Raw genomic sequence first — 22,887 nt, forward strand, 5'->3', positions numbered from 1 at the left:
GGCCGGGCGTGGCGCTACGCCGTCGGGATGCGCTCGCCTTCGCGCAGGGTCAGCACGTCCACCCCGGTTTCCGTCACCAGCACCGTATGCTCGGCCTGCGCGGACAACTTCCCGTCACGGGTGGTCACGGTCCAGCCGTCCTCGCTCATGTCGATCGCCGCACGGCCCTGGTTGATCATCGGCTCGATGGTGAACGTCATGCCCGGCTCCAGCTCCACGCCGGTACCGCGCTTGCCGTAATGCAGCACCTGCGGGTCTTCGTGCATCTCGCGCCCGATGCCGTGCCCGCAGAACTCGCGCACCACGCTGTAGCCGTGCGCCTTGGCGTGCTGCTGGATGGCGAAGCCGATATCGCCCAGCGTCGCCCCCGGGCGCACCACCGAGATGCCTTTCCACATGGCCTCGCGGGTCACCCGCACCAGCCGCTTCGCCTGGAAATCGACCTCGCCGATCAGGTAGGTCTTGCTGGAATCGGCGATGAAACCATCCTTCTCCAGCGTGATGTCCAGGTTGACGATGCTGCCGCCGCGCAGGATCTCGTCTGCCGAGGGCACGCCATGGCAGACCACATTGTCCACCGAACTGTTGAGCACATAGGCAAAGCCGTACTGGCCCTTGCTGGCCGGCCGCGCATGCAGTTCATCGACGATGAAGCGCTCCACCCAGTCGTTCACCTGCAGCGTGCTCATGCCTTCCAGCGGCAAGCGGTCCAGTGCCTCGAACACCGAGGCCAACAACCGCCCCGACGCCCGCATCAGCGCCTGTTCTTCAACCGTCTTGATCACGCGACCGCCACCCGCAGGGCACCGGGATCGACCCCGGCCGCGCGCAGTTCACGGTTGACGATCTCCTGGTAGCTCATGCCCGGGTTCATTTCGCAGAGCATGCCGACCTTGATCCAGAAGCCGGCCTGGGCGTTGATCGAGCGGCCGGACACGCCACTGGCGCGGCGCAGGTTGTCGTGAAGTTCGTCGTCGATGTTGACGATGCCCATGGGATGTCTCGGGTACGGAATATACGCATCATATACGATACGTATATGTCAGGTCCAGGCAGGATCGGCGGTGAAATCGATGGTCAGCCAGAACTCGCTGCCGCGGGCATCCAGCCGTTCGGCGATGTCATCGCGCAGCGCATCGACGCTGCCGATGGTGCCGATCACCGTGTCCGGGTGGGTGAGGATGTGGATCTCCACGAAGCGCATCCGCCCCATCTTGGCCACGTGGCTGGTGAAACCGAGATAGCCGTGCTCGGCCACGAACTGCGTCATCACCGCCTGCACGCGCGCGTCCAGCGTATCGGGCGCCACCTGCAGCACCTCGCGCATCGCTTTCCATGCACCGCGCAGCGGCACCGGCAGAACCGCCAGGCTGATGATCGCCAGCACCAGCGGATCCAGGAATGGAATCCAATGCGCGTGGTCGCCGTCTTCCAGCAGCAGCGCCAGCGCAAAGGCCAGCACCACCGCCAGGCTCATCATGCCGCTGAGCAGCCAGGCGCGTACGTCCAGCCACAGCAGCGGCGAATGCAATCGCGCCGCATGCACGCGCACGAACGCGGCCATGCCCAGGTTGCTCACGCACAACAGGGTCGCCCACATCAACGCCGGCCCGGCGCGGATGACGTGCCCGCCGGTGGTGAGCCCGATGATCGAATTGGCCAACGCATAGATGCAGGCCAACGCCAGGATCGCCCCGCCCAGCGCTTCCACCATCGGCTCCAGGTGCCAATAGCCGTACTGGAACCGTGGGCTGCCCTCGCGCCCCAGCAGGCGCAGCACGGCCAGCGCCACCAGCGTGAGGGCTACATCGACCAGGCTGTATACCCCGTCGAACAGGATCGCCTGCGATCCCACCAGCAGGCCGCCGATGAAGCCGGTGGCGCTGACCGCCACCGTCACGCCAATCGAGAATTTCAGGATCCGCTGCTCGCGTGCTGTATCCATCGCCTGCCGAAGATCCTGGCCGCCGCTCAGGTCTTCAGCACCTCCACCTTGTAGCTCGGCACGTCGCCGTCACGGTCGATGATAAGCCCGTGCACGTCCGACTCGAAGCCCGGGAAGCGCACATTCTGCTCGCGGGCAATGCGCAACGACTGGATGATCGGCTCATCCTGCGCGCCGAAGCGCTCGCCCGGCATGATGGTCGGAATGCCCGGCGGGTAAGGCACCAGCATGGTCCCGGCGATACGACCACTGATCGCTTCGATATCAACGCGCTCGATCTGGCCACGCACCAGGTGGTCGTAGGCCTCGGCCGGCGTCATCACCGGCTCGGGCAGGTCCACGTACATCGCACGCATCACCTGCGCCACCGCGAACTCTCGGTTGAAGGCATGCAGGGCCTCGCACAGGTCGCGCAACCCCCAGCCACCGTAAGTCTGCGGATAGTCTGCCGCCAGGTCGGGCAGCGCGCGGGTCAGCGGAGCGTTGTTGTCGAACAGTTCCTTGAAGGCCATCAGCTCGGTCACCAGGGTGCTCCACTTGCCCTTGGTGATGCCCATCGAGAACAGGAACAGCACCGAGTACAGGTTGGTCTTCTCCACCGTGATGCCGCGTGTCCACAGGAACCTGCTCAGCACGGCGGCGGGAATGCCCAGCTCGCCCAGGTCACCGTCGATGGACAGGCCCGGGGTCAGCAGGGTGACCTTGATCGGGTCGATCAGCACGTAGTCTTCGACCAGGCCATCGAACCCGTGCCAATGCGCATCGGGCTGCAGGTACCATTCCTCGCGCTTGGCCACCATCGGCGTTGGTGCATCGCCCTTGCCCAGCGAGCGCTCCAGCTTGTCCGGCTGCCACACGCTGAACCACCAGTCATCGCGACCCAGGTCCTCGCGCACGTGCAGCATGGCCCGACGGAAGGCAATCGCCTCGTCGTGCATTTCCTGCACCAGCGATTCACCGGCCGCGCCCTCCATCATCTTGGACGCCACGTCGCAGGCGGCAATCACCCCGTAATGCGGGCTGGTGGTGGTATGCATCATGAACGCTTCGTTGAAGCGTTCGGCATCCAGTTCGCGGGTCGCCGCGTTGCGCACGTGGATCATCGAGGCCTGCGAGAACGCGGCCAGCAGCTTGTGGGTGGAATGGGTGGTGAAGATGATCGCGTCCTGGCCGCGCGGCTTGCCTTTGGCCATGCCGTAGTGGTTTTCATAGAACGGATGGAAGGCCGCATAGGCGTACCAGGCCTCGTCGAAATGCAGGAAGTCCACCGCGCTGCCGATCTCGTCGGCGATCTTCTCGGCGTTGTAGCACAGCCCGTCATAGGTGGAATTGGTGACCACCGCGATCCGTGGCCTGGAGCCGGCGCGGAACGCCTTGCTGGCCAGCGGGTTGGCAGCGATGGCCTGCTGCAGCGCCTCGGGGGTGAACTGATCCAGGCTGATCGGCCCGATGATGCCGTGCGCATTGCGGCTGGGGGTGAAGTACACCGGCACGCCGCCGGTCATGATCAGCGAATGCAGCAGCGACTTGTGGCAGTTGCGGTCGACGAACACCACATCGCCCCGCCCCACCGTGCCATGCCAGACGATCTTGTTGGCGGTGGAGGTGCCATTGGTGACGAAGAAGGTGTGGTCGGCGCCGAAGTTGCGCGCAGCTTCGTTTTCCGCTTCCTTGATCGGCCCGCTGTGGTCGAGCAGCGAACCCAGCTCCGGTACCGAAATCGACAGATCGCTGCGCAGCGTGTTCTCACCGTAGAACTGATGGAACGCACGCCCCACCGGTGACTTGGTGAAGGCCACACCGCCGGCGTGGCCGGGGGTGTGCCAGGAGTAGTTGGATTCGGCGGTGTGGTGGATCAGCGCCTTGAAGAACGGTGGCAGCAACTGCGCCATATAGTCTTCGGCCGCGCGCATCACCTGGCGCGAGATGAAGCTCTTGGTGTCCTCGAACAGGAAGATGTAGCCGTGCACGTACTTGAGCAGCTTGCTCGGCACCTTTTCGATGGTGCGGCGCTCGCCGTACAGGAACACGGGCAACCCGCCGCGGCGCGCGCTCTGCTCGCGCAGGAACCCCAGCAGGCGCTGGAACTCACCGGGCTTGTCTTCGGTGCCGTCAATCGAGATCAGTACCGCCGAGGCCGCCACATAGGTCCGCGCACCGGCCTGGGCATCGGCCAGGGTCAGCCCGCACAGCACGCGCTGGTCGTTGCCACGCAGTTCCTCGACCAGCGCGCGGATCAGGATGCCGCCGATGCGCGGGGACTCGTAGTCGTCGTCGATGACGATGATCGGGTAATCCAGAGACTTGAAATACACAGCATTTCTCCTGGGGGAAGGTCACGGAATCTTCGTGCTGGCGGGGCTGTCCAGCGGCGGCAGCTGGCCGCGCTGGCGGCGGCGCTCCTCGCTGAAGAAGGGGTAGAACACCGTGATGAACAGCACGAACAGGAAGGCGTACTGCACGATGCTGCCGGAGGAGCCGAAGATCGCCCACAGGCAGTACACCACGGTGATGCTGGTCAGGAACCAGAACGCGCCGGTGTGTACCAGGGTGTGCGAGCGTTCGACCACGAAGTAGCAGGCCACGCAGGAATAGATGTAGGGCAGCAGGGTCAATACCACCGCCGCCGACGTAATCACGTCGAATTGCGCCGAGGCGGTTTCCGACGTGGACGTGAGCAGTACGGCCAGGGTCATCAGCACCGCCACGATCACTACGCCCTTGACCGGCACGTCATCCTTGTTGGTCTTGCTGAAGATGCTGGGGAACAGGCCGTCGTCCGAGGCCGCCTTGGCGCTCTGCGCGGTCAGCAGGATCCAGCCGCCGAGCGAGCCGGCGGCGCCGACAAAGGCGCACAGGCTCACCAGCGCGCCGCCCCAGCCGCCCACCGCATTGGCCGCCGCCAGCGCGAACGGTGCATCGGAGACCTGCAGCTCGCCATTGGGCACCATGCCCATGATCACCGACGAGCTGGCGATGTACGCCACCGCGGCCAGGAACACCCCGGCCAGGGTGGCCCGCGCCACGTTCTTCTCCGGGTTTTCGACCACGCCGGCGGTGACCGAGGCCGACTCGACCCCGATGAAGGCCCGCAGCGTCAGCGCCGCCGCGCTGGAGATCGCGCCGAAGTTGGATTCGCCCGAGACGTTGTAGGCGCCCTTGAAGATGGCCGGGTCGAAGAAGAACCAGCCGAAGATGGCAATGCCCAGGATCGGTACCAGCGCGAAGCTGGTGGTCACCGTCTGCAGGCGGCTGACGAAGGCCGGGCCGATCACATTGGCGAAACTCAGCGCCCACACCAGCGCGAGCACGGCGATGCAGCGCGGTATCGGCTGGGACAGGATCGGGAAGAAGTAGCTGAAGTAGCCCACTGCCGCGATCGGGATGGCGACGTTGCCGATCCAATTGGCGAACCAGTAGATGGTGTTGGTCTGGAACCCCATGTACGGCCCGAACCAGTCGCGTGCGTAGGCATACGGGCCGCCCGCCATGGGCGCCAGCTTGCCCAGTTTGGCGAACACGAAGGCCAGCAGCAGTGCGCCGGCGGTGGTGACCAGCCAGCCCCAGATCGAGGCGGTGCCGATCTTGGCCAGGCTGGACGGCAGCAGGAACACGCCGGAGCCCATCATGTTGCCGGCCACCAGGAAGGTGGCGCCGACAACTCCGATTTTCTTCGCTTGCGCCATGACGGTCTCTCCGCTACTTGATGAAGTTGTATTGCAGGCTGCCCTGCACCCGCACCGTGTCGGCGCGTTGTCCGTCCTGCTGTTCCAGTTGCCCGTACAGCACTTCCATGCCCATCGTCCACGACGGCGCCGGGCTCCAGATCAGGTTGAACACCCCGTACCGGCTCTGGCGGAACGCATCGGCCGCGAGCGCGGCGTTGCGCGCCATCGTGAGCTGGCCGTAGATCAGGTTCGAGCGCCACAGCGGCGACCAGTAGTGCGTGTAACCCACGAAGCCCCCCTGCAATGACAGCGCATGCAGGCGCCCGTCCTGGCCGATCACCGCATCCAGGTCCGAGCCGGTGAGGTCGGCGGTATAGCGGCTCAGGCCTTTGCCGCCGAGCGCGCCGAACAGCAGCAGGTCCTGTTCGCCGACCGACGCCGAACCGCTGAGCTGGACGCCGCCACCGAACCTTCGGTCGTCGCGCTGGTCGCCGTCGTAGCCCAGGCTGCGCGCCACGCCACCCAACTGCAGGTGGCCCCAGTCACGCTCCAGGCGCGCGGTAACGGTCACATCCGGCACCCGGTTGGCGGCTACCATTGCATCGGTGGTCCCCGCCAGCTGTGCATCGGGATCTTCGGCCGCCACCGTCAACGTGTTGCCCTTGCCCATCGCGAAGCTGTGGTGAATGCCGGCCACCAGCAGGTAGCCGGCGCCGCCGGGACCGGCGAAGTCCAGCGTGTCGGGCAGGCTGTCGGCATCCATGAAGGTGGCGTAGCCATAGCCGGCGTAGGTGTTGCCGAGCTGGCCGTAGGCATGCCGCAGCCGGAACTGGTAGCCGTCGCTGCTGCCGAAGAAGTCGTTCTCCAGGTAGAAGCGCAGGTTGCCGCGGCTGGTCGGGCGGCGTGCTTCGAAGCTGAAACGGGTCTGCTTGGCATGCAGGTTGAAGTTGGAGACATCGCGGTGCGCGCTGCCCACCGGAATGGTGGCGGTCACGAACTGATCCTCGTCCCCGGCCGCACGGGTATCCACGATCGCATCGAGCTTGGCATAGCCACCGATGCGGATCAGCGTGTCGGTATTGGGGATGGCCAGGAACCCTTTCAGTTCCGGATCGGTCGGCCCGGCCGCACTGTCCGGCCGCGAGGCGGCCGATGACGGATCGGCCACTGAATCACGCGGCGGCAGGATGGCCTGGCCGGTGCCGGGCACCTGGGTGGTGGCTGCATGGGGAAGCGTGGCGGACGGCGTGATCGCCGTGGGCGCAACCGCAGTCACCTCGGGACGCTGCGCAGGCGTGTGGCCTTCGGCGGTTTCCAGCGCATCGAGGCGCTTTTCCATCGCCTCCAGCCTTTGTCGCAGGGTGCGGATGTCCTGGCGCAGGGCGTCGGCGGAATCCTGCGCACGCACCGGCATCGCGGAAAGCGCCAAGGCAGAGAACAGCAGCACGGCAGCGCAACGCATCACGTCCTCCCTGAACTGCAGACGATACTGCCGGTGTCGGCTGCGCTCACGCGCACGGCCGACAACGGCAACCCGGTACTGCTCCGCAGGAGAACGACGACCGCAGTAATTCCGGCGACATGTTCCAATCGCCGTACTGCCATCGGCAGTGCACCCGCGTGGGATTCCCTCCTCATCCCGGGTGTCGCGCAGAAGCTGCGCACGCCAGCGCCCTGAGTAACAAGTCAGGAGTGAGTTTTTCGTGAAGTTTTACGTTGTCAAACGCCATGCGCGCAGTGTGGCTGCGCGCATGCGGGTCGACCTTGATTCAGATCAACGCGGGCCCATCACCTTTTCCATGTCCTCGCCCTGCGGCATGCCGGACACGCGTTGCACCATGCCCTGCGCATCACGGAACAGGATGCCGGGCGTGCCCTGGAAGCCCAGTTCCACCATCAGCACCTGGTTGGCGTCGAGCTTGTTGGCAAGCGCCGGCGTGATCGTCGCGGCCGGCTTGATGCCACCCTTGCTGAAGTCATGTTCGTTCTGCAGGAACACCGCGCTTGGATTGGGCGCGCCCAGGATCGCGGCCGCCTTTGCCGGGCTGTCCTCGCGGATCACGCCCACCATGACGTGGCGCAGCTGCACCTTGCCGCTGTCCACCCACGGCCGCGCTGCTTCCCAGAAGCGATGGCAGTAGGGGCAGTTGGCGTCGCTGAAGGTGTACACCACGCGCGGGGCATCGGCGCGCCCATCGCGCACCCACGCACTGCCATCCAGCCGCTTCCAGATCCGGTCCGACATCGGCTTGGCCACCAGCTTTTCCAGCGGCGCCGCGCCGACATCCTCACCCTTCTCATTGAAGAGCGTGCCGACCATCACATTCTTGCCGTCGGCCGTTACGTAAGCCGCAGCGGGCTGCTGTCCGCCGACCACGCCAGCGAAGCCCCGCAGGCCGCCGGGTGCGTCGAATTCACCGATGACCTCGAAGCCCTGCTTCTCGATGCCCTGCAGCACGGCCGGCCGGTTGGCGCTCTTCGCGGATGCCGCTTGGGCCGTCGCCTTCGCGGTGGCGGGGCTTTGCTGGGCCTGGCTGCAGCCGGCGACTGCCAGCAGCAATGCAGCGCTCAGCACGGAGCCCAGCACGGGCGAGGTCTTCAACAACATGGCAACTCCTGGAATGCACGCGAACGGCGAATGGCCCACAGGGTAGACGCATCTGCCTGACCCTGCAGCCACTGGCGCAGCGGCTCAGGCTGCCGGGCGCAACGGTTCGCCCTGCAGCTGCGCAAGCGGGCTGCGGGGACGCTCGCGCCGTTGCGCGAAAATCTGCCGCCGGTAACGCGCCGGGGTCACTCCGACGATGCGCAGGAACAGCCGGCGGAAGGCGCTCTGATCGGAGTACCCCACCGCCCACGACACCTCATCGACCGCACCACCGGCCTGCAGCAGCAGCTGCGCCTTGGCGATGCGCAGCCGCTGGCAGTAGGCAATCGGACGCAGACCGGTGGCCTTCAGGAAGCGCCGCTGCAGCGTGCGCGGCTCCAGCCCTGCCGCGTCGCAGATGTCCTGCAGGGTGACGCCACGCGCCGCGATGCCGTGCAGCCAGCGCTGCGCCTTCAGGATGCCGCGATCGCCATGGGCGAAGTTCGGACTGAAGCGCTCCAGGTCTTCCTGCACGCCCCGCGGAATGACCAGCTGCAGCTGCTGGATGGCCGCGCTCATGACGCTCTGCCCATAGATCCGGGCCAGCAGCCGCAGACTGAGATATTTCCATGCATCCGGGCCGGACGCAGTCAGCAGGTCGCCGTCGTCCACCAGCGCGCGCTCGCTCGGATGCCAGCCCGGCACCACCGCCGCCAGCGACGGGCAACGCGACAGGTCGGGGACGCTGACCGAGCGCCCGGTCATGACCCCGGCCGAGGCCAGCAGCAGCCCACCCTCTTCGCAGCCCGCCAGCAGGCTGCCCGCATCATGGCAGTCGCGCAGCCAGGTCAGCATGCGTTCGTCGGCCTGCATCAGCGGCCAGCTGGGCTCGTTGCCCGGCACCACGATCACGGCCGGCGGGGTATCGCCGAACAGTTCGGCGCCGGCCACCCGCTGCATGCCATGCCCACGCGTGGACAGCGTCCAGCGGGTCACCAGCATGCGCGCGCCCGTGCGTTTACCCGCCGCAGCGGTGCGGTTGCAGCGCTGGGCAAGTTCGGACAGCACCGGTGCGGCAGCACGCAGGCTGCCCGGGTACTCGAGCACCGCGACTTCCATCAGGGTCGGGGACGTGGGCTTGTGGGTGGGCGATGAAGAGGGGGGAAGTGCTTCCATGGCGGCGCTCCTGGAACGGCTGCTGAGACCGCCAAACCCTGCTGGATCAAGGCCTGACGGCGATTCCAATGGAGCGTACGGAGCGCCCCCCACGGCAGCTATGAAACTAGTTGTAAATCCGGACCGGTAACGACATTGGAGGCCGCCGCAGCAAACCCTTGACTCTTGACCAGACTCCAGGGTCCACACTGTGCGCCTGCTCCCCAGAGAGGTCGCCGTGAACATTGGACAACTCGCACGCCAGGCCGGCGTGCCCATCGATACCGTGCGCTATTACGAGCGCCAGCATCTGCTGCCCACGGCCCAGCGCAGTGCCGGTGGCTACCGGGTCTTCAACGACACCGACCTGACCCGCCTTCGCTTCATCCGTCGCGCCAAGGCACTGGGCTTTACCCTGGAGGAAATCGGCGAACTGCTCGCCCTGAGCGACCAGCGCGGCCAGGACATGGCCCAGGTGCGCGAGGCGGCAGTGCTGAAGCTGCAGGACATCGAACAGCGCGTTGCCGAACTGCAGCGCATGCATGCCGCGCTGAAGCAACTGGTCGATGCCTGCCCCGGCCATGGCGGCCTGGAACAGTGCCCGATCCTGGGTGCACTGACGGAGCCTCACCGATGACCGCGCCCAAAGGCAGCTGCTGCGCCGCGCACGGCGGTGGCGCCCCGGCAGGCAACACGGTCAAGGACCTGGTCTGCGGCATGGACGTGAACCCGGACACCACCGCGCACCACGCCCGGCATGCCGGCAGCGACTACCACTTCTGCAGCGATGGCTGCCGGCGCAAATTCATCGCCGCGCCGCAGCGCTATCTCGACCCTGCCTCGCACATCGCCGAACCGGTACCGGCCGGCACGCTCTACACGTGCCCGATGGATCCAGAGATCGTGCAGGAAGGGCCCGGCACCTGCCCCATCTGCGGCATGGCGCTGGAACCGATGATGCCCAGCCTGGACGAGGGCGAAAATCCGGAGCTCACCGACTTCCGCCGGCGCTTCTGGTGGAGCCTGCCGCTGAGCATCGCCACCATGGCGCTGGCAATGCTGGCCATGACCCCGCTGCTGCACGGCGTGCCGCCAGGCGTGCGGGTGTGGATCGAGCTGGTGCTGGCCACGCCGGTGGTGCTGTGGGCAGGCTGGCCGTTCGTGCAGCGCTGGGCGCAGTCGATCCGCAACCGCAGCCCGAACATGTGGACCCTGATCGGCACCGGTGTGCTGGCCGCGTATGCCTACAGCGTGGTGGCAACGATTGCGCCCGGACTGTTCCCGCCGTCGTTCCAGCAGCACGGCCACGTGGGCGTGTACTTCGAAGCGGCGGCGGTCATCATTTCGCTCACCCTGCTCGGCCAGCTGATGGAGCTGCGCGCCCGCGCCCAGACCTCGGCGGCGATCAAGGCATTGCTGGGGCTGGCACCGAAAACCGCGCGGGTGCTGCGCGAGGACGGCCACGAGGAAGACGTGGACATCACTGCACTCCAACCCGGCGACCGCCTGCGGGTGCGGCCGGGCGAGAAAGTACCGGTGGATGGCAGCGTGCTGGAGGGTCGTTCCACGGTGGACGAATCGATGCTGACCGGCGAACCGGTGCCGGTGGCCAAGACCGTGGGCGATACCGTCATCGGCGCCACCCTCAACGGGACCGGCAGCCTGGTGATCCGTGCCGAGCGGCTGGGCGACGACAGCATGCTGGCGCAGATCGTGCAGCTGGTGGCGCAGGCGCAGCGTTCGCGCGCACCGATGCAGCGGATGGCCGACAAGGTCGCCTACTGGTTCGTGCTGGCGGTACTGGGCGTGGCGATGCTGACCTTCTTCGGCTGGGGCCTGTTCGGACCGGACCCGTCGTGGACGCATGCGGTGCTCAGCGCAGTGGCGGTGCTGATCATTGCCTGCCCCTGCGCCCTTGGCCTGGCCACGCCGATGACCATCATGGTCGCCACCGGACGCGCCGCGCAGCAGGGTGTGCTGTTCCGCGACGCCGAGGCCATCGAAGCGCTGCGCAGCGTGGATACGCTGGTGGTGGACAAGACCGGCACGCTCACCGAAGGCCGGCCCGCCTTCCGCGACGTAAAGCCGGTGCCCGGATTCGCGGCCGACGACGTGCTGCACTGGGCGGCCAGCCTGGACCAGGGCAGCGAACACCCGCTGGCCGCAGCGATCGTCGCCGAAGCGCGCCGTCGAGGCCGCCCACTCGCATCGGTGGAGGACTTCGACTCGCTCACCGGCCTTGGCGTGCGTGGCACGGTTGAAGGCAGGACACTGCTGCTCGGCAACGCCGCGCTGATGGCCGACCACCACATCTCCCTGCAGCTCCTGCACGCCGATGCCAAGCAATTGCGCGAGGCGGCGGCCAGCGTGATGTTCCTGGCCGTCGACGGCACCCTGGCCGGGCTGATTGCAGTAGCCGACCCCATCAAGGCGTCCACCGCCGAAGCCATCGCACAGCTGCACCGCGATGGCCTGCGCATCGTGATGGCGACCGGCGACGGCACCGCCACGGCTGAAGCCGTAGCGCGCGAGCTGGGCCTGGACGAGGTGCACGGTGAAATGCGCCCGGCGGACAAGGCCGAACTGATCCGCGCGCTGCAGGCACAGGGCCGCACGGTGGCCATGGCCGGCGATGGCATCAACGATGCGCCTGCATTGGCAAGCGCCAATGTCGGCATCGCGATGGGCAACGGCACGGACGTGGCGATGTCCAGCGCACAGGTCACGCTGGTCAAGGGCGACCTGCGCGGGATCCTGCGGGCACGCCAGCTGTCGTCCGCAAGTGTGCGCAACATGCGGCAGAACCTGGGCTTCGCGTTCCTCTACAACGGCCTGGGCATTCCGGTGGCGGCAGGTGTGCTGTATCCACTGGGCATCACGATGTCGCCGATGCTGGCGGCGGTGGCGATGAGCCTCAGTTCGGTGTCGGTGATCAGCAATGCGTTGCGTCTTCGCCATCAACGATTGCCAACGTCATGACAGTTTTTTCTTGCCAATCGAAAACAGCATCGCTATGATCTCGCTCCTCACGACGTGGGGCCATAGCTCAGCTGGGAGAGCGCCTGCATGGCATGCAGGAGGTCGGCGGTTCGATCCCGCCTGGCTCCACCACTCCGGACCTTAGGCCGTTCGGAAGGTAGTGAACACAATTCGAGTTTTTCGTGCGTCCCCATCGTCTAGAGGCCTAGGACATCACCCTTTCACGGTGGCGACCGGGGTTCGAATCCCCGTGGGGACGCCAGTTACAAAACAAAAAGCCCTGACTTCGGTCGGGGTTTTTTATTTGCAAAAACACTTGGCGAATCGTCTTCACACGCGTAGAATTCCGCCTCCAGCATCGTGGGGCCATAGCTCAGCTGGGAGAGCGCCTGCATGGCATGCAGGAGGTCGGCGGTTCGATCCCGCCTGGCTCCACCACTCCGGACCTTAGGCCGTTCGGAGGTGTTGGAAACATTGATGAGTTCATGCGTCCCCATCGTCTAGAGGCCTAGGACATCACCCTTTCACGGTGGCGACCGGGGTTCGAATCCCCGTGGGGACGCCACTCATCAACCGGTGTACCGACCAACGGTCGTTACCTGCCGGTAGCATCCGACCGTTGGTCGGATGGCGGCGTTTAACAAAGGCTGGCCATTCAGGCAAATCAACGCTAGAATGTCGGGCTGGTAGCAACAACGTGGGGCCATAGCTCAGCTGGGAGAGCGCCTGCATGGCATGCAGGAGGTCGGCGGTTCGATCCCGCCTGGCTCCACCACTTCTCCGGACATAGGCCGTCCGACAGAAGCAAAATTCAAAGTTTCGTGCGTCCCCATCGTCTAGAGGCCTAGGACATCACCCTTTCACGGTGGCGACCGGGGTTCGAATCCCCGTGGGGACGCCAATCAAACGCAGAAGACCCCGGCAATGCCGGGGTTTTTTGTATCCGTCGAAAAAAGTGTTTCCCTTTTCGGAAAACACCGATATTATAGGCGGCTCGCAGCATCAACGTGGGGCCATAGCTCAGCTGGGAGAGCGCCTGCATGGCATGCAGGAGGTCGGCGGTTCGATCCCGCCTGGCTCCACCAACATCCGGTCATTAGGCCGATCGGATGGATGCAGCATTAAAATTCAGGTTTTCGTGCGTCCCCATCGTCTAGAGGCCTAGGACATCACCCTTTCACGGTGGCGACCGGGGTTCGAATCCCCGTGGGGACGCCAATACAACGCAGAAAGCCCCGGCAATGCCGGGGCTTTTTGTTTGGTAGCGTATCAACCCACAGTTGATACCCCTCCGGTCCAGGCCCATGTGCTATTCCGCCCAGATCCGCGCCGACTACACCAAGCTGGTTCGTGAGTTCGGCGCCGCCATTTCGCTGGACGAGTTCGCCCAGCTCTACGCCCATGACGCCGGCAAGCAACGCCCCAAGACCCCAAAGGCCATGGACGACGGCTTTGCCGGTGCGCGCACCGCGCAGGGCCAGGATATCGTGGCGAAGATCCAGCAATGGCATGCCGAAGAAATGCAGGCGCTGGACGAGGAAATCCGCCTCCAGTCCGCACGCCGGAAGCAGGCCGAAGAAAGCCTGGCGCACCGCCCCACCCAGAAGGCCCGCAATGACATCCGCATTGCCGGCAACCGCGTTGACCGGGCCCAGGCACGCCTGGCCGACCTGCACCGCACCGGCCTGCTGCCGCGCGACAGCCGCATCTTCCCCGGCGTATACGCCCCGGTGATCGTGTCCGAACATGGCCAGCGCGTGATCAAGCCGATGCGCTACCAGTGCCGCCTGCCCGACAAGCCCGCGCGCAACGACGCGCTCTATTCGGGCACCTACAACGCCCGCCGCGACAGCCTCGAGGCTTACTGGAAGAACGCGTTCGGCCACCACCACGGCGTTGTCGTCGTGCAATCGTTCTACGAACACGTGCCCCGCCATGCGCTGGAACAGCGCAGCCTGGCACCGGGCGAGAATCCACGGAACGTGGTGCTCGAATTCCGCCCGCAGCCACCGCGCGATCTGTTGATCGCCTGCCTGTGGTCGGAATGGGAAGGCCCTGAGGGCCGCCTGCTCTCGTTCGCCGCCATCACCGACGACCCCCCGCGCGACGTGGCCGCAGCCGGGCATGACCGCTGCATCGTACCGATCCGACGCGAAAACCTGGATGCGTGGCTGAATCCAGATCCGCAGGACCTGGCCGCGTTGTACCGCATCCTGGACGACCGCGAGCCGGTCGAGCTGGATTACGCCGAGGCGGCGTGATCCTGCAGCGCAGCGGTCAGCGCCTGGTTCAACTCAACGGCCAGATAGGGCTTGGTCAGCACCCTGCCCGCGCGGAACGCCTCGGGCAGCTGGAAATGCGCCATGCCGGTGGCCACCACGAAGGGAATGCCAAGCGCGGTCAGTGCATCGGCGACCGGGTCGCTGGTCTCGTGATTGGCCAGGCGGTAATCCAGCAGAACGATCTGCGGCGCAGCCTCTTCGATCAGGCGCAGTGCCTCGGCCACCGACGACGCCGGCCCGACCATCACCGCACCCGCGTGCATCAGCTGCATCTCGAGCAACGACGCGCTCATCGCGTCGTTTTCCACCACCAGTACCCGCAGACCCTGCAACGCGCTCATCGCCGTTCCCTGTATCGTTCAGCGCAATGAGTATAACGTCGCGGAAAAATGAAGGTCCGGGGTCGACTGAACGATTCAGACCTCCCCAATCCGGCCGGGTTTGTATACACTACGCGGCCAGCCAGCCGAAGTGGCGGAATCGGTAGACGCAGCGGACTCAAAATCCGCCGCCCTTAAAAGCGTGTGGGTTCGAGTCCCACCTTCGGCACCATGGAATCCAGAAGGCCAGATCGAAAGATCTGGCCTTCTGCTTTTGGTGCGTACTCAGACCAGCCGCAGCGCGGCCGGTCCACCCGGGGTATTCCCCTGCGCCGCCTGGCGCAGCACCTGGGCCACCGCGCCGTCGACACGGAATGCGGACACTGTCTGCAGCAGCTGGGTGGCCTGCTCTTCCATGCTGCGCGCGGCCGCCGATGCCTCTTCCACCAGCGCCGCGTTCTGCTGCGTGCTCTGGTCGATGTGCTCCACCGCCTGGTTGATCTGGCCGATGCTTTCGCTCTGCTGCTGCGCTCCGGTGCTGATGCGTGCGATCAGGGCATCGACCCGCGTCACGCTGTCCACGATCTGCTGCATGGTGCGGCCGGCGCTCTCGACCTGGGCGGTGCCCGTCCCGACCCGGTCCACCGAGTCGTCGATCAACTGTTTGATCTCCTTGGCCGCGCTGGCCGACCGCTGCGACAGCGAGCGTATCTCGCCGGCCACGACGGCAAAGCCGCGCCCGTGTTCGCCGGCACGCGCCGCTTCCACGGCCGCGTTGAGCGCCAGGATGTTGGTCTGGAACGCGATGCCGTCGATCACGCTGATGATGTCGACGATGCGGCGCGACGAGGCGTTGATCAGGCTCATGGTGGTGACCACCTCGCTGACCACCCTGCCCCCTTGTGCGGCCACGTCCACCGCGCCGCCGGCCAGCTGGCTGGCCTGTCGGGCATCCTCGGCGCTCTGCCGTACGGTGCCTGTCAGGCCCTGAAGCGATACTGCGGTTTCCTCCAGCGACGCGGCCTGCTGTTCGGTGCGCTGGGACAGGTCGGCCTTGCCGGTGGCGATCTCGCTGGCGCCCAGCGCCACCGCGTCGGCGGCAACGCGGATCTGGCCGATGACGCTGCCCATGGTTTCGACCATGGCATTGATGCCCTCGCACAGCTCGGCGATGGCGCCGGTCTTGTCGCCGGCATCGATGCGCCTGCCCAGGTCGCCGGCCTGGGCGGCGGCAACCACTTCGCGGGTCTGCGCGACAGCAGCCGCCAGCGCCTGCGCATCACGCACCTGCGCGCTGATGTCGGTGGCGTACTTCACCACCTTGAACGGACGCCCGTTCATGTCGAAGATCGGGTTGTAGGACGCCTGGATCCAGATCTCGCGCCCGCCCTTGCCCAGCCGGCGGTACTGGCCGGCGTCATACTCGCCCCGGCCAAGCTTCTGCCAGAACTGCCGGTATTCGGCGCTCCGGGCGTACTCGGGTTCGGCGAACATCGAATGGTGCTGGCCGCGCACTTCCTCCAGCGCGTAGCCCGTGGTGGCCAGGAAGTTGTCGTTGGCCGACAGGATGCAGCCGTCCAGGCTGAACTCGATCACCGCCTGCGAGGTATTGATCGCGGCCAGCTGGCCGGCGAAGTCGGCCGCCTGCATCTGCTGGGCCGTGATGTCGGTGGCGAACTTGACCACTTTGACCGGCCGGCCGCTGCTGTCGAACACCGGGTTGTAGGACGCCTGGATCCATATCTCGCGGCCGCCCTTGCCCACCCGCCGGTACTGGCCGGCATCGAACTCGCCGCGACCGAGCCGCGCCCAGAACTCGCGGTAGGCGCTGCTGCGCACGTGCTCCGGGTCGACGAACATGGAATGGTGGCGCCCGCGGATCTCCTCCAGCGTGTAGCCGAGGGTCTGCAGGAAGTTGTCATTGGCCTGGAGGATGGTGCCCTCCAGGTCGAACTCGATCACCGCTTGTACCCGGTGCAGCGCAGCGACCTGCGCTTCAAGTTCGGCATGGCGCTGGGCCAGGGCGGTGCTGGCCTGCCGCGTGGCCCGCGGCGAGAAGGCGAGCGCGCCGAGCGAGCGCAGGAAAGACGTGGCTGTGGAGGCACCGGTGCGGGGGGACGCCGGCGACTGCAGGGCTGCGATGGACATCGATGTTTCCTCGGTTCCAACAAGCTCAATGGGCTACGCCGGGCGACATGCCCGGGGTAGTACGCAAGAACGCTTGGGGACTCACGAAGACCGCCGTGGTGCTGGCGTCCCTTCCGTGGGCAAAACAGATCGACTGCATTTCCGTCAGCGGCAACCGCCGGGAAAACTTTAGGGCGATATCGGCTCAGCGCCTGCGCGTGGATGTGGCCCCGGTCGCCGACGGTTTGCCGGCGAGCGCGCGGGACAGCTCCTGGGCCGGCTGCAGCCCGAACATGCGGGAATACAGCGCCGCCATCCGGCCCAGATCCCAGACCCCGAACCGCGAGCAGATGCCCGTGACCGTGTCGCCTGGCGCGGCCGAACGCAGCGCGCTGCGGATCGCATGCAGGCGCTCGACGAGATAGAACTGGTGCGGTGCCATCCCGAACAGGTCGTCGAACGCCCGGTTGAGCGAACGTTGCGAGGCCCCTACCGCGAACGGGATGTCCGAAAACGCCGCTTCGCCGCGCAGGCTGCGCTGGATGTGCTCGATGCCGCGGCGGACGATCTCCCGGCGCGGCAGCGGTGGGCGACCGCGCCGGGCGACGGCAGGTTCGCCGGCGGCCTGCAGGTGGCACTGCAGCAGCAGCGCACTGAGCTGGGCAGCGAAGGCGCGTCGCGCGGCCGCCTGCGCGAATGCCTCCGGGTCGCGGTCGTGGATGTCCAGCGCGCGCCGCACCATCCCGCCGATATCGGCGACCATGGTGGGGCTCGAGGTGATGTTGCCCGTGCGGTACAGCCGGCTCACCTCCAGTCCATCGATGTGCGCGGCCTGGTCCAGCAGCAGCTGTTCGGCCACGTCGATGCACAGGAAGCGCGCAGGCACCCGGGTGAAGCCATGCACTTCGATCCGTGGCGCCAGCCAGGAGACCTCGGCCTCGCCCACGTGCTGGCCGTCCACCTCGGTCTGGCTTCCCGGCAGCGCCAGGTAGGCCGCAAAACGCGAAGCGAGCGGTGCGCCGCGGTACACCACGGGGGCGCCGTCCATGCCGTGCAGCAGTATGACCTCGCCGAGATCGAGCAGATTCAACACCCACGCGCCATCACCCCGCCCGGTAACCCGTATATGGCTGTCAATTCCCTTGACTGAATTTGAATATGCCTCGAAGTCCGGGAAAATCAGGGAGGGCATTATTTTCTGGATCGATTTAGATAACAGGAAGTAGATCGATCAATCGATCTTCGCGCGCGCCGCACTGCGGAACCGCGCCTACTCTACGGCACGTGAACAGGCACGTGCACGGCTATTGGTCAGGGTTTATTTCATCTGATTTGGCGAACTTTACGTAGCGATCCTGAAACTGCGCCAGTAAGAATGGGCCCGCCTCGCGATGGGGTGCCTGGACGGTGGGGACTGTCCAGCACCCCGTTGCCGGGCCTGGAAAACGGTCCCGCCCGTAAACTGCGTAGTTTCTTCCCGACATAATCCCGGCACCCGCCATCCGGGGTGCCCTGGCGCGGTTCCAAGGATCCGGCCGTTGGCAGGGCGCCGCGTTTCAGACCCGCCGCAGTACCGGCTGTGCGCCCTGGCGCAGCGCCGTGGCCACCGCCGCATCCACCCGGAACGCCGCCACGGTCTGCAGCAGCTGGCTGGCCTGCTCTTCCATGCTGCGCGCCGCGGCGGAGGCCTCCTCGACCAGCGCGGCGTTCTGCTGGGTGCCCTCGTCGATCTGGTCGACCGCCCGGTTCATCTGGGTGATCCCCTCGCTCTGCTGGCGGGTGGCCGTGCTGATCTCGGTCATCAGGTGGCTGACCCGCCGCACGTTGACCACGATCTCGTCCATGGTGCGCCCGGCGCTCTCTACCTGGCTGGTGCCGGTACCGACCTTGTCCACCGAGTCGGTTATCAGCTGCTTGATCTCCTTGGCCGCGCCGGCCGAACGCTGCGACAGCGAGCGGATTTCCGCCGCGACGACCGCGAATCCCCGCCCGTGTTCGCCCGCGCGGGCCGCTTCCACCGCCGCGTTCAACGCCAGGATGTTGGTCTGGAAGGCAATGCCATCGATCACGCCGATGATGTCGACGATGCGGCGCGAGGACTCGTTGATCAGCGCCATGGTCGACACCACCTCGTGCACCACCTGCCCGCCCTGCGCCGCCACGCCCACCGCGCCACTGGCCAGTTCGCTGGCCTGGCGGGCATTGTCGGCGGTGCGCCGCACGGTATCGGCCAGGTCCTTCATGGATACCGCGGTTTCTTCCAGCGACGCGGCCTGCTGCTCGGTGCGCTGGGACAGGTCGGCGTTGCCGACCGCGATTTCGCTGGCGCCGAGGGCAATGGTGTCGGCGGCAAACTTGATCTGCCCGATGATGCCGGCCATCGCTTCGACCAGCGCGTTGATGCCGCAGCACAGTTCGGCGATGGGGCCGGTCTTGTCATCGACGGCGATGTGCCCGGTAAGGTCGCCCCCCTGCGCGGCGGCCACCACCTCGCGGGTCTGCGCCACCGCCTGCTGCAGGGCCTGGCTGTCGCGGACCTGGGCGGTGATGTCGGTGGCGTACTTGACCACCTTGAGCGGGCGGCCGTCCACGTCCAGGACGGGGTTGTAGGACGCCTGGATCCAGATGTCACGTCCGCCCTTGCCGACGCGCCGGTACTGGCCGGCGTCGTACTCGCCCCGCCCCATCTTCTCCCAGAACGCGCGGTACTCGTCGCTGCCGCGGTAGTCGGCGGCGACGAACATGGCATGGTGTTGGCCGCGCACTTCCTCCAGCGTATAGCCGGTAGTGGCCAGGAAATTCTCGTTGGCGCCGAGGATGCGGCCATCGAGGCTGAACTCGATCACCGCCTGCGACTTGTTGATGGCCGCGAGCTGGCCGGCGAAATCGGCCGCCTGCATCATCTGGGCAGTGATGTCGGTGGCGAACTTGACGACCTTGTACGGGCGCCCGTTCGGGTCCAGCACCGGGTTGTACGAGGCCTGGATCCAGATCTCGCGCCCGCCCTTGCCGAAACGGCGGTACTGGCCGGCGTCGTACTCGCCGCGGCCGAGCCGCGCCCAGAACTCGCGATACGCCGGGGTGGCGACCTGGGCCGGGTCGACGAACATGGCATGGTGCTTCCCGCGCACCTCGTCCAGCGAGTAGCCGAGCGCCTGCAGGAAGTTGGCATTGGCGGTCAGGATGGTGCCGTCGAGCGCGAACTCGATCACCGCCTGGACCCGGTGCAGCGCGGCGACCTGCGCTTCCAGCTCGGCCTGGTGCAGTGCGGCCTGCCGGGCGTCGTCGCGCAGCGCGCGGCGCGCGCTGAACAGCGCGGCGAACGGGCGCCAGCGCGATACGGGGGCGGAAGCCGTGTCCGCTGCCGACAGGGGCAACTGCATGCTTGAGCTGAACATTTCCATATCCTCGATGTCCGATCAGCTGATGGGGAGGCGACGCGGGTGCTGTGCGGCGCGGAATCACGTTGGCTTCGGGACCTGCGAAGACGTCTGCGGGGTGGGGCCGATTGCGAGGAAGGTATCGACCCTCGGCCATCAAGCTTGAGGTATCGGGCACGGTACTGGGACGTCAACCCTGAGCAGGTTCAGCCTGGGCCGCCTTCGCTGCTCTCGCCATCGAGTTCTGCGTCACCCACGTCCAGGGGGTCGGGGCCACCGTGCACGGGCGCTTCGACCTGCACGTTGTTCTTGCCCAGCGCCTTGGCCCGGTAGCACTGGGCGTCCGCTGCGGCGACCGCCGCATCCACGCTCATGTGGCCACCGATCGCGGCGATGCCGATGCTGGTGCCGACCACCAGGCGTCCCGCGCCCCATGGCACGCTGAGCGTGCGCACCGATTCCAGCAGGTCACTGGCGATGCGCCGCGCGCGCCGGAGCGAGCAGCCAGCCAGGATCACCGCGAATTCATCGCCGCCCAGCCGTGCCACGATGTCCGAATCGCGCACGCCATGCCGGAGCACGGTGGCGACCGCCCACAGCATGGCGTCTCCCGCCAGGTGGCCGTGGCTGTCATTGATCGGCTTGAAGTTGTCCAGGTCGATGAACATCAGCGAGGCCGACTGCCCGGTGCGGGCCACCCGGGTGATGGCCTCCTGCAGGTGCGCTTCGAAGCCGCGCCGGTTGCTCAGCTCGGTCAACGGGTCGACTTCGGCCAGGTGGCGGGCCTCGCGCTGGCGGGCGCGCTGCTGGGTCACATCACGGATCACCCACACTGTGCCACTCACCTGCCCGTCCTCGCCCTGCAGCCAGGCCCGGGTCAGGTCCACTGGCACCAACTGCGCCCCCACCGACAGCAGCAGGTCCGAATGCAGGTCCACCGCATTGCTCTCCGCGTCCAGCAGCACGGCCAGGTCCAGCGGCGAGCGCGGGGCGTATTCGGTGGTCAGCTCCATCACGTCCTGGACCTGGCTGCCGGTGACCGGCGCGGCGCCCTCGCCGGCGAGCGCGCGGGTGGCGGCCGCATTGGCGTACTGGATGTGCCCCGCCATATCCAGGGTGAGCACCATGTCCGCGACCGCATCGAGGGTCACCCGGGTGCGGTGCTCCGATTCGCGCAGCTGCTGGCCGCTGGAGCGCTGCACGGTGACGTCCTGGATCTGCGAGACGAAATGCAGTGGCTCGCCGTGCGGCGCACGCACCAGCGATACCGACAGCCGGCCCCAGACCACGTTGCCGCCCTTGCCCAGGTACCGCTTCTCCATGTGGTAGTGGTCGCGGCGACCGGCCAGCAGGTCACCCACCAGGGCCAGGTCGGCATGCAGGTCGTCGGGATGGGTCAGGGTCTGGAAATCAATCTCCAGCAGCTCGGCGCGCGTGTAGCCGAGAATGCCGCACAGCGCGTCGTTGACGTCCAGCCAGCGCCCTTCCAGCGACACCAGTGCCATGCCGAGCGCGGCCGACGAGAAGGCACCCGCGAATTTCTCCGCCGCCAGGTAGGCCTGCTCGCGCATTTCCAGCAGCGGGGTGATGTCCACCGCCATGCCGACGTAGCCCATGCGCTGGCCGCTGCCCGAATCCAGCGGACTGATCGACAGCCGCACCTGCCGGTGCTCGCCGTCCTTGCGCACGAAGGTCCACTGGTGCGACCAGGTGCCCTGCGCGGCGTGTGCGGTAAGCGCTTCGAACACCGTCGGCAGGCGCCCCTCGGCATCGGCCAGGGGCCGCAGGTAATCCTGCATTTCATGGAGCTCATGGAACAGGCCCGGATTGACCTGGCCGATCACTTCTTCCGGCGTGTAGCCCAGCAGCTTCTGCGCACCGGTATTGAACAGGTTGACCACGCCATGGATGTCGGTGGCGATCACCGCTACCTCGTCGGACGCATCGACCACCGCCTGCAGGCGCTGGCGGGTGTCCGCCGCGTCTTCGCGTGCGTTCTGCAGGTCGCTGACATCGGCATGCGCGCCGGCCATGCGCAGTGGCCGGCCTTCGGCGTCCCGTTCGTAGACACGCCCGCGGTCCTGTACCCAGATCCAGTGTCCCTGCTTGTGGCGCATGCGGCACAGGCTGTCGTAGTGCGGCGACCGTCCGTCCAGGTGCTCACGCAGCAGCGCATTGGATTGCGCCAGGTCATCGGGATGGACCAGCCGGGAGAAGGTCTGCGATGTGATCGGCGACAGCTCCTCGCGGGTGTAGCCGACGATCTGCGCCCAGCGTTCGTTGACCCGCATGGCACCGGTCTGGCAGTTCCACTCCCAGGTACCCATCGCGGTGCCGTCGATGATCATTTCCAGCCGGCGGCGCTGTTCGATTGCCTCCTGCAGTGCGTCGGCCGGCGGCGGCATGGGTTTCATGCGCGCACGCCGACGGCGCCAGGGGTGGCG

Annotated in this window: 16 protein-coding genes and 9 tRNA genes; 12 read left to right on the top strand and 13 right to left on the bottom strand. The window is 66.6% G+C overall.

Annotated elements, in window-relative coordinates; translation table 11 throughout:
* Window positions 1-14: 14 nt before the first annotated feature.
* From map to BAY15_RS11410, 8 genes are all read right to left on the bottom strand, one after another.
* A complete protein-coding gene (gene map, locus BAY15_RS11375; RefSeq protein WP_068852609.1) occupies window positions 15-785 on the bottom strand; it encodes a type I methionyl aminopeptidase in 771 nt (256 codons plus the stop codon).
* Window positions 782-994: a ParD-like family protein gene (locus BAY15_RS11380; RefSeq protein ID WP_068852612.1), complete on the bottom strand. Its 213-nt coding sequence runs from the start codon at window positions 992-994 to the stop codon at window positions 782-784. The genes map and BAY15_RS11380 overlap by 4 nt, the downstream gene beginning before the upstream one ends.
* Before the next feature lie 48 nt (window positions 995-1,042).
* Window positions 1,043-1,945: a cation diffusion facilitator family transporter gene (locus BAY15_RS11385; RefSeq protein ID WP_068852615.1), complete on the bottom strand. Its 903-nt coding sequence runs from the start codon at window positions 1,943-1,945 to the stop codon at window positions 1,043-1,045.
* A 26-nt stretch (window positions 1,946-1,971) separates the two neighbouring features.
* Window positions 1,972-4,260, bottom strand: coding sequence for an Orn/Lys/Arg decarboxylase N-terminal domain-containing protein (locus BAY15_RS11390; protein WP_068852618.1), 2,289 nt, complete (start codon window positions 4,258-4,260; stop codon window positions 1,972-1,974).
* 21 nt (window positions 4,261-4,281) lie between these two features.
* Complete coding sequence (adiC, locus tag BAY15_RS11395; protein ID WP_068852620.1) at window positions 4,282-5,631, bottom strand: arginine/agmatine antiporter; 1,350 nt, start codon at window positions 5,629-5,631, stop codon at window positions 4,282-4,284.
* A gap of 13 nt (window positions 5,632-5,644) precedes the next feature.
* The gene (locus tag BAY15_RS11400) at window positions 5,645-7,075 is read right to left on the bottom strand and encodes a DcaP family trimeric outer membrane transporter (RefSeq protein ID WP_068852623.1); all 1,431 of its coding nucleotides are present in this window, start codon (window positions 7,073-7,075) and stop codon (window positions 5,645-5,647) included.
* A 312-nt stretch (window positions 7,076-7,387) separates the two neighbouring features.
* Window positions 7,388-8,221, bottom strand: a complete 834-nt coding sequence (dsbG, locus tag BAY15_RS11405; RefSeq protein WP_068852625.1) for a thiol:disulfide interchange protein DsbG — start codon at window positions 8,219-8,221, stop codon at window positions 7,388-7,390.
* Window positions 8,222-8,305: 84 nt separating this feature from the next.
* Window positions 8,306-9,376: a GlxA family transcriptional regulator gene (locus BAY15_RS11410; protein ID WP_237334251.1), complete on the bottom strand. Its 1,071-nt coding sequence runs from the start codon at window positions 9,374-9,376 to the stop codon at window positions 8,306-8,308.
* A 217-nt stretch (window positions 9,377-9,593) separates the two neighbouring features.
* Here BAY15_RS11410 and BAY15_RS11415 point away from each other — a divergent pair, with 217 nt between their 5' ends.
* From BAY15_RS11415 to BAY15_RS11465, 11 genes are all read left to right on the top strand, one after another.
* Complete coding sequence (locus tag BAY15_RS11415; protein ID WP_068852631.1) at window positions 9,594-9,992, top strand: heavy metal-responsive transcriptional regulator; 399 nt, start codon at window positions 9,594-9,596, stop codon at window positions 9,990-9,992.
* A gap of 80 nt (window positions 9,993-10,072) precedes the next feature.
* The gene (locus tag BAY15_RS11420) at window positions 10,073-12,334 is read left to right on the top strand and encodes a heavy metal translocating P-type ATPase (protein WP_428999300.1); all 2,262 of its coding nucleotides are present in this window, start codon (window positions 10,073-10,075) and stop codon (window positions 12,332-12,334) included.
* A 56-nt stretch (window positions 12,335-12,390) separates the two neighbouring features.
* A tRNA-Ala gene (locus tag BAY15_RS11425) sits at window positions 12,391-12,466 on the top strand.
* A 54-nt stretch (window positions 12,467-12,520) separates the two neighbouring features.
* Window positions 12,521-12,596 (top strand) — tRNA-Glu (locus tag BAY15_RS11430).
* 100 nt (window positions 12,597-12,696) lie between these two features.
* A tRNA-Ala gene (locus BAY15_RS11435) sits at window positions 12,697-12,772 on the top strand.
* A 51-nt stretch (window positions 12,773-12,823) separates the two neighbouring features.
* Window positions 12,824-12,899, top strand: a tRNA-Glu gene (locus BAY15_RS11440).
* A 134-nt stretch (window positions 12,900-13,033) separates the two neighbouring features.
* Window positions 13,034-13,109 (top strand) — tRNA-Ala (locus BAY15_RS11445).
* Window positions 13,110-13,159: 50 nt separating this feature from the next.
* Window positions 13,160-13,235, top strand: a tRNA-Glu gene (locus tag BAY15_RS11450).
* Between the two features lie 108 nt (window positions 13,236-13,343).
* Window positions 13,344-13,419: transfer RNA gene (locus BAY15_RS11455), tRNA-Ala, on the top strand.
* Between the two features lie 57 nt (window positions 13,420-13,476).
* Window positions 13,477-13,552 (top strand) — tRNA-Glu (locus BAY15_RS11460).
* An 86-nt stretch (window positions 13,553-13,638) separates the two neighbouring features.
* Window positions 13,639-14,595, top strand: a complete 957-nt coding sequence (locus BAY15_RS11465) for an SOS response-associated peptidase family protein (RefSeq protein ID WP_068852634.1) — start codon at window positions 13,639-13,641, stop codon at window positions 14,593-14,595.
* Here the strand turns inward: BAY15_RS11465 and BAY15_RS11470 are convergent.
* Window positions 14,577-14,957 (bottom strand): response regulator, encoded by a 381-nt coding sequence (locus BAY15_RS11470; protein WP_068852635.1) that lies wholly within the window; start codon window positions 14,955-14,957, stop codon window positions 14,577-14,579. The genes BAY15_RS11465 and BAY15_RS11470 overlap by 19 nt on opposite strands.
* Window positions 14,958-15,081: 124 nt before the next feature.
* On the opposite strand from BAY15_RS11470, the gene BAY15_RS11475 reads away from it, so the two are divergent.
* Window positions 15,082-15,168 (top strand) — tRNA-Leu (locus tag BAY15_RS11475).
* 53 nt (window positions 15,169-15,221) lie between these two features.
* On the opposite strand, the gene BAY15_RS11480 is transcribed toward BAY15_RS11475, so the two are convergent.
* The 4 genes from BAY15_RS11480 to BAY15_RS11495 form a co-directional block, all read right to left on the bottom strand.
* Complete coding sequence (locus BAY15_RS11480) at window positions 15,222-17,084, bottom strand: methyl-accepting chemotaxis protein (RefSeq protein WP_068852638.1); 1,863 nt, start codon at window positions 17,082-17,084, stop codon at window positions 15,222-15,224.
* A gap of 184 nt (window positions 17,085-17,268) precedes the next feature.
* Window positions 17,269-18,153, bottom strand: a complete 885-nt coding sequence (locus tag BAY15_RS11485; protein WP_068852641.1) for a helix-turn-helix domain-containing protein — start codon at window positions 18,151-18,153, stop codon at window positions 17,269-17,271.
* Window positions 18,154-18,619: 466 nt separating this feature from the next.
* Window positions 18,620-20,446: a methyl-accepting chemotaxis protein gene (locus BAY15_RS11490; RefSeq protein ID WP_068854686.1), complete on the bottom strand. Its 1,827-nt coding sequence runs from the start codon at window positions 20,444-20,446 to the stop codon at window positions 18,620-18,622.
* 203 nt (window positions 20,447-20,649) lie between these two features.
* Window positions 20,650-22,857 carry a PAS domain-containing protein gene (locus tag BAY15_RS11495; RefSeq protein ID WP_068852644.1) on the bottom strand — a complete coding sequence of 736 codons (2,208 nt, stop codon included), beginning with the start codon at window positions 22,855-22,857 and terminating at the stop codon, window positions 20,650-20,652.
* Between the last annotated feature and the right edge of the window lie 30 nt (window positions 22,858-22,887).

The sequence above is a fragment of the Stenotrophomonas rhizophila genome, assembly GCF_001704155.1.
GTDB lineage: Bacteria > Pseudomonadota > Gammaproteobacteria > Xanthomonadales > Xanthomonadaceae > Stenotrophomonas > Stenotrophomonas rhizophila_A.

Excerpts from the sequence above, each read along its gene's own strand:
- BAY15_RS11380 (WP_068852612.1), bottom strand. The coding sequence starts at position 994 with ATGGGCATCGTCAACATCGACGACGAACTTCACGACAACCTGCGCCGC.
- BAY15_RS11385 (WP_068852615.1), bottom strand. The coding sequence starts at position 1,945 with ATGGATACAGCACGCGAGCAGCGGATCCTGAAATTCTCGATTGGCGTG.
- adiC (WP_068852620.1), bottom strand. The coding sequence starts at position 5,631 with ATGGCGCAAGCGAAGAAAATCGGAGTTGTCGGCGCCACCTTCCTGGTG.
- BAY15_RS11400 (WP_068852623.1), bottom strand. The coding sequence starts at position 7,075 with ATGCGTTGCGCTGCCGTGCTGCTGTTCTCTGCCTTGGCGCTTTCCGCG.
- dsbG (WP_068852625.1), bottom strand. The coding sequence starts at position 8,221 with ATGTTGTTGAAGACCTCGCCCGTGCTGGGCTCCGTGCTGAGCGCTGCA.
- BAY15_RS11410 (WP_237334251.1), bottom strand. The coding sequence starts at position 9,376 with ATGGAAGCACTTCCCCCCTCTTCATCGCCCACCCACAAGCCCACGTCC.
- BAY15_RS11420 (WP_428999300.1), top strand. The coding sequence starts at position 10,073 with ATGGACGTGAACCCGGACACCACCGCGCACCACGCCCGGCATGCCGGC.
- BAY15_RS11465 (WP_068852634.1), top strand. The coding sequence starts at position 13,639 with ATGTGCTATTCCGCCCAGATCCGCGCCGACTACACCAAGCTGGTTCGT.
- BAY15_RS11470 (WP_068852635.1), bottom strand. The coding sequence starts at position 14,957 with ATGAGCGCGTTGCAGGGTCTGCGGGTACTGGTGGTGGAAAACGACGCG.
- BAY15_RS11480 (WP_068852638.1), bottom strand. The coding sequence starts at position 17,084 with ATGTCCATCGCAGCCCTGCAGTCGCCGGCGTCCCCCCGCACCGGTGCC.
- BAY15_RS11490 (WP_068854686.1), bottom strand. The coding sequence starts at position 20,446 with ATGCAGTTGCCCCTGTCGGCAGCGGACACGGCTTCCGCCCCCGTATCG.
- BAY15_RS11495 (WP_068852644.1), bottom strand. The coding sequence starts at position 22,857 with ATGAAACCCATGCCGCCGCCGGCCGACGCACTGCAGGAGGCAATCGAA.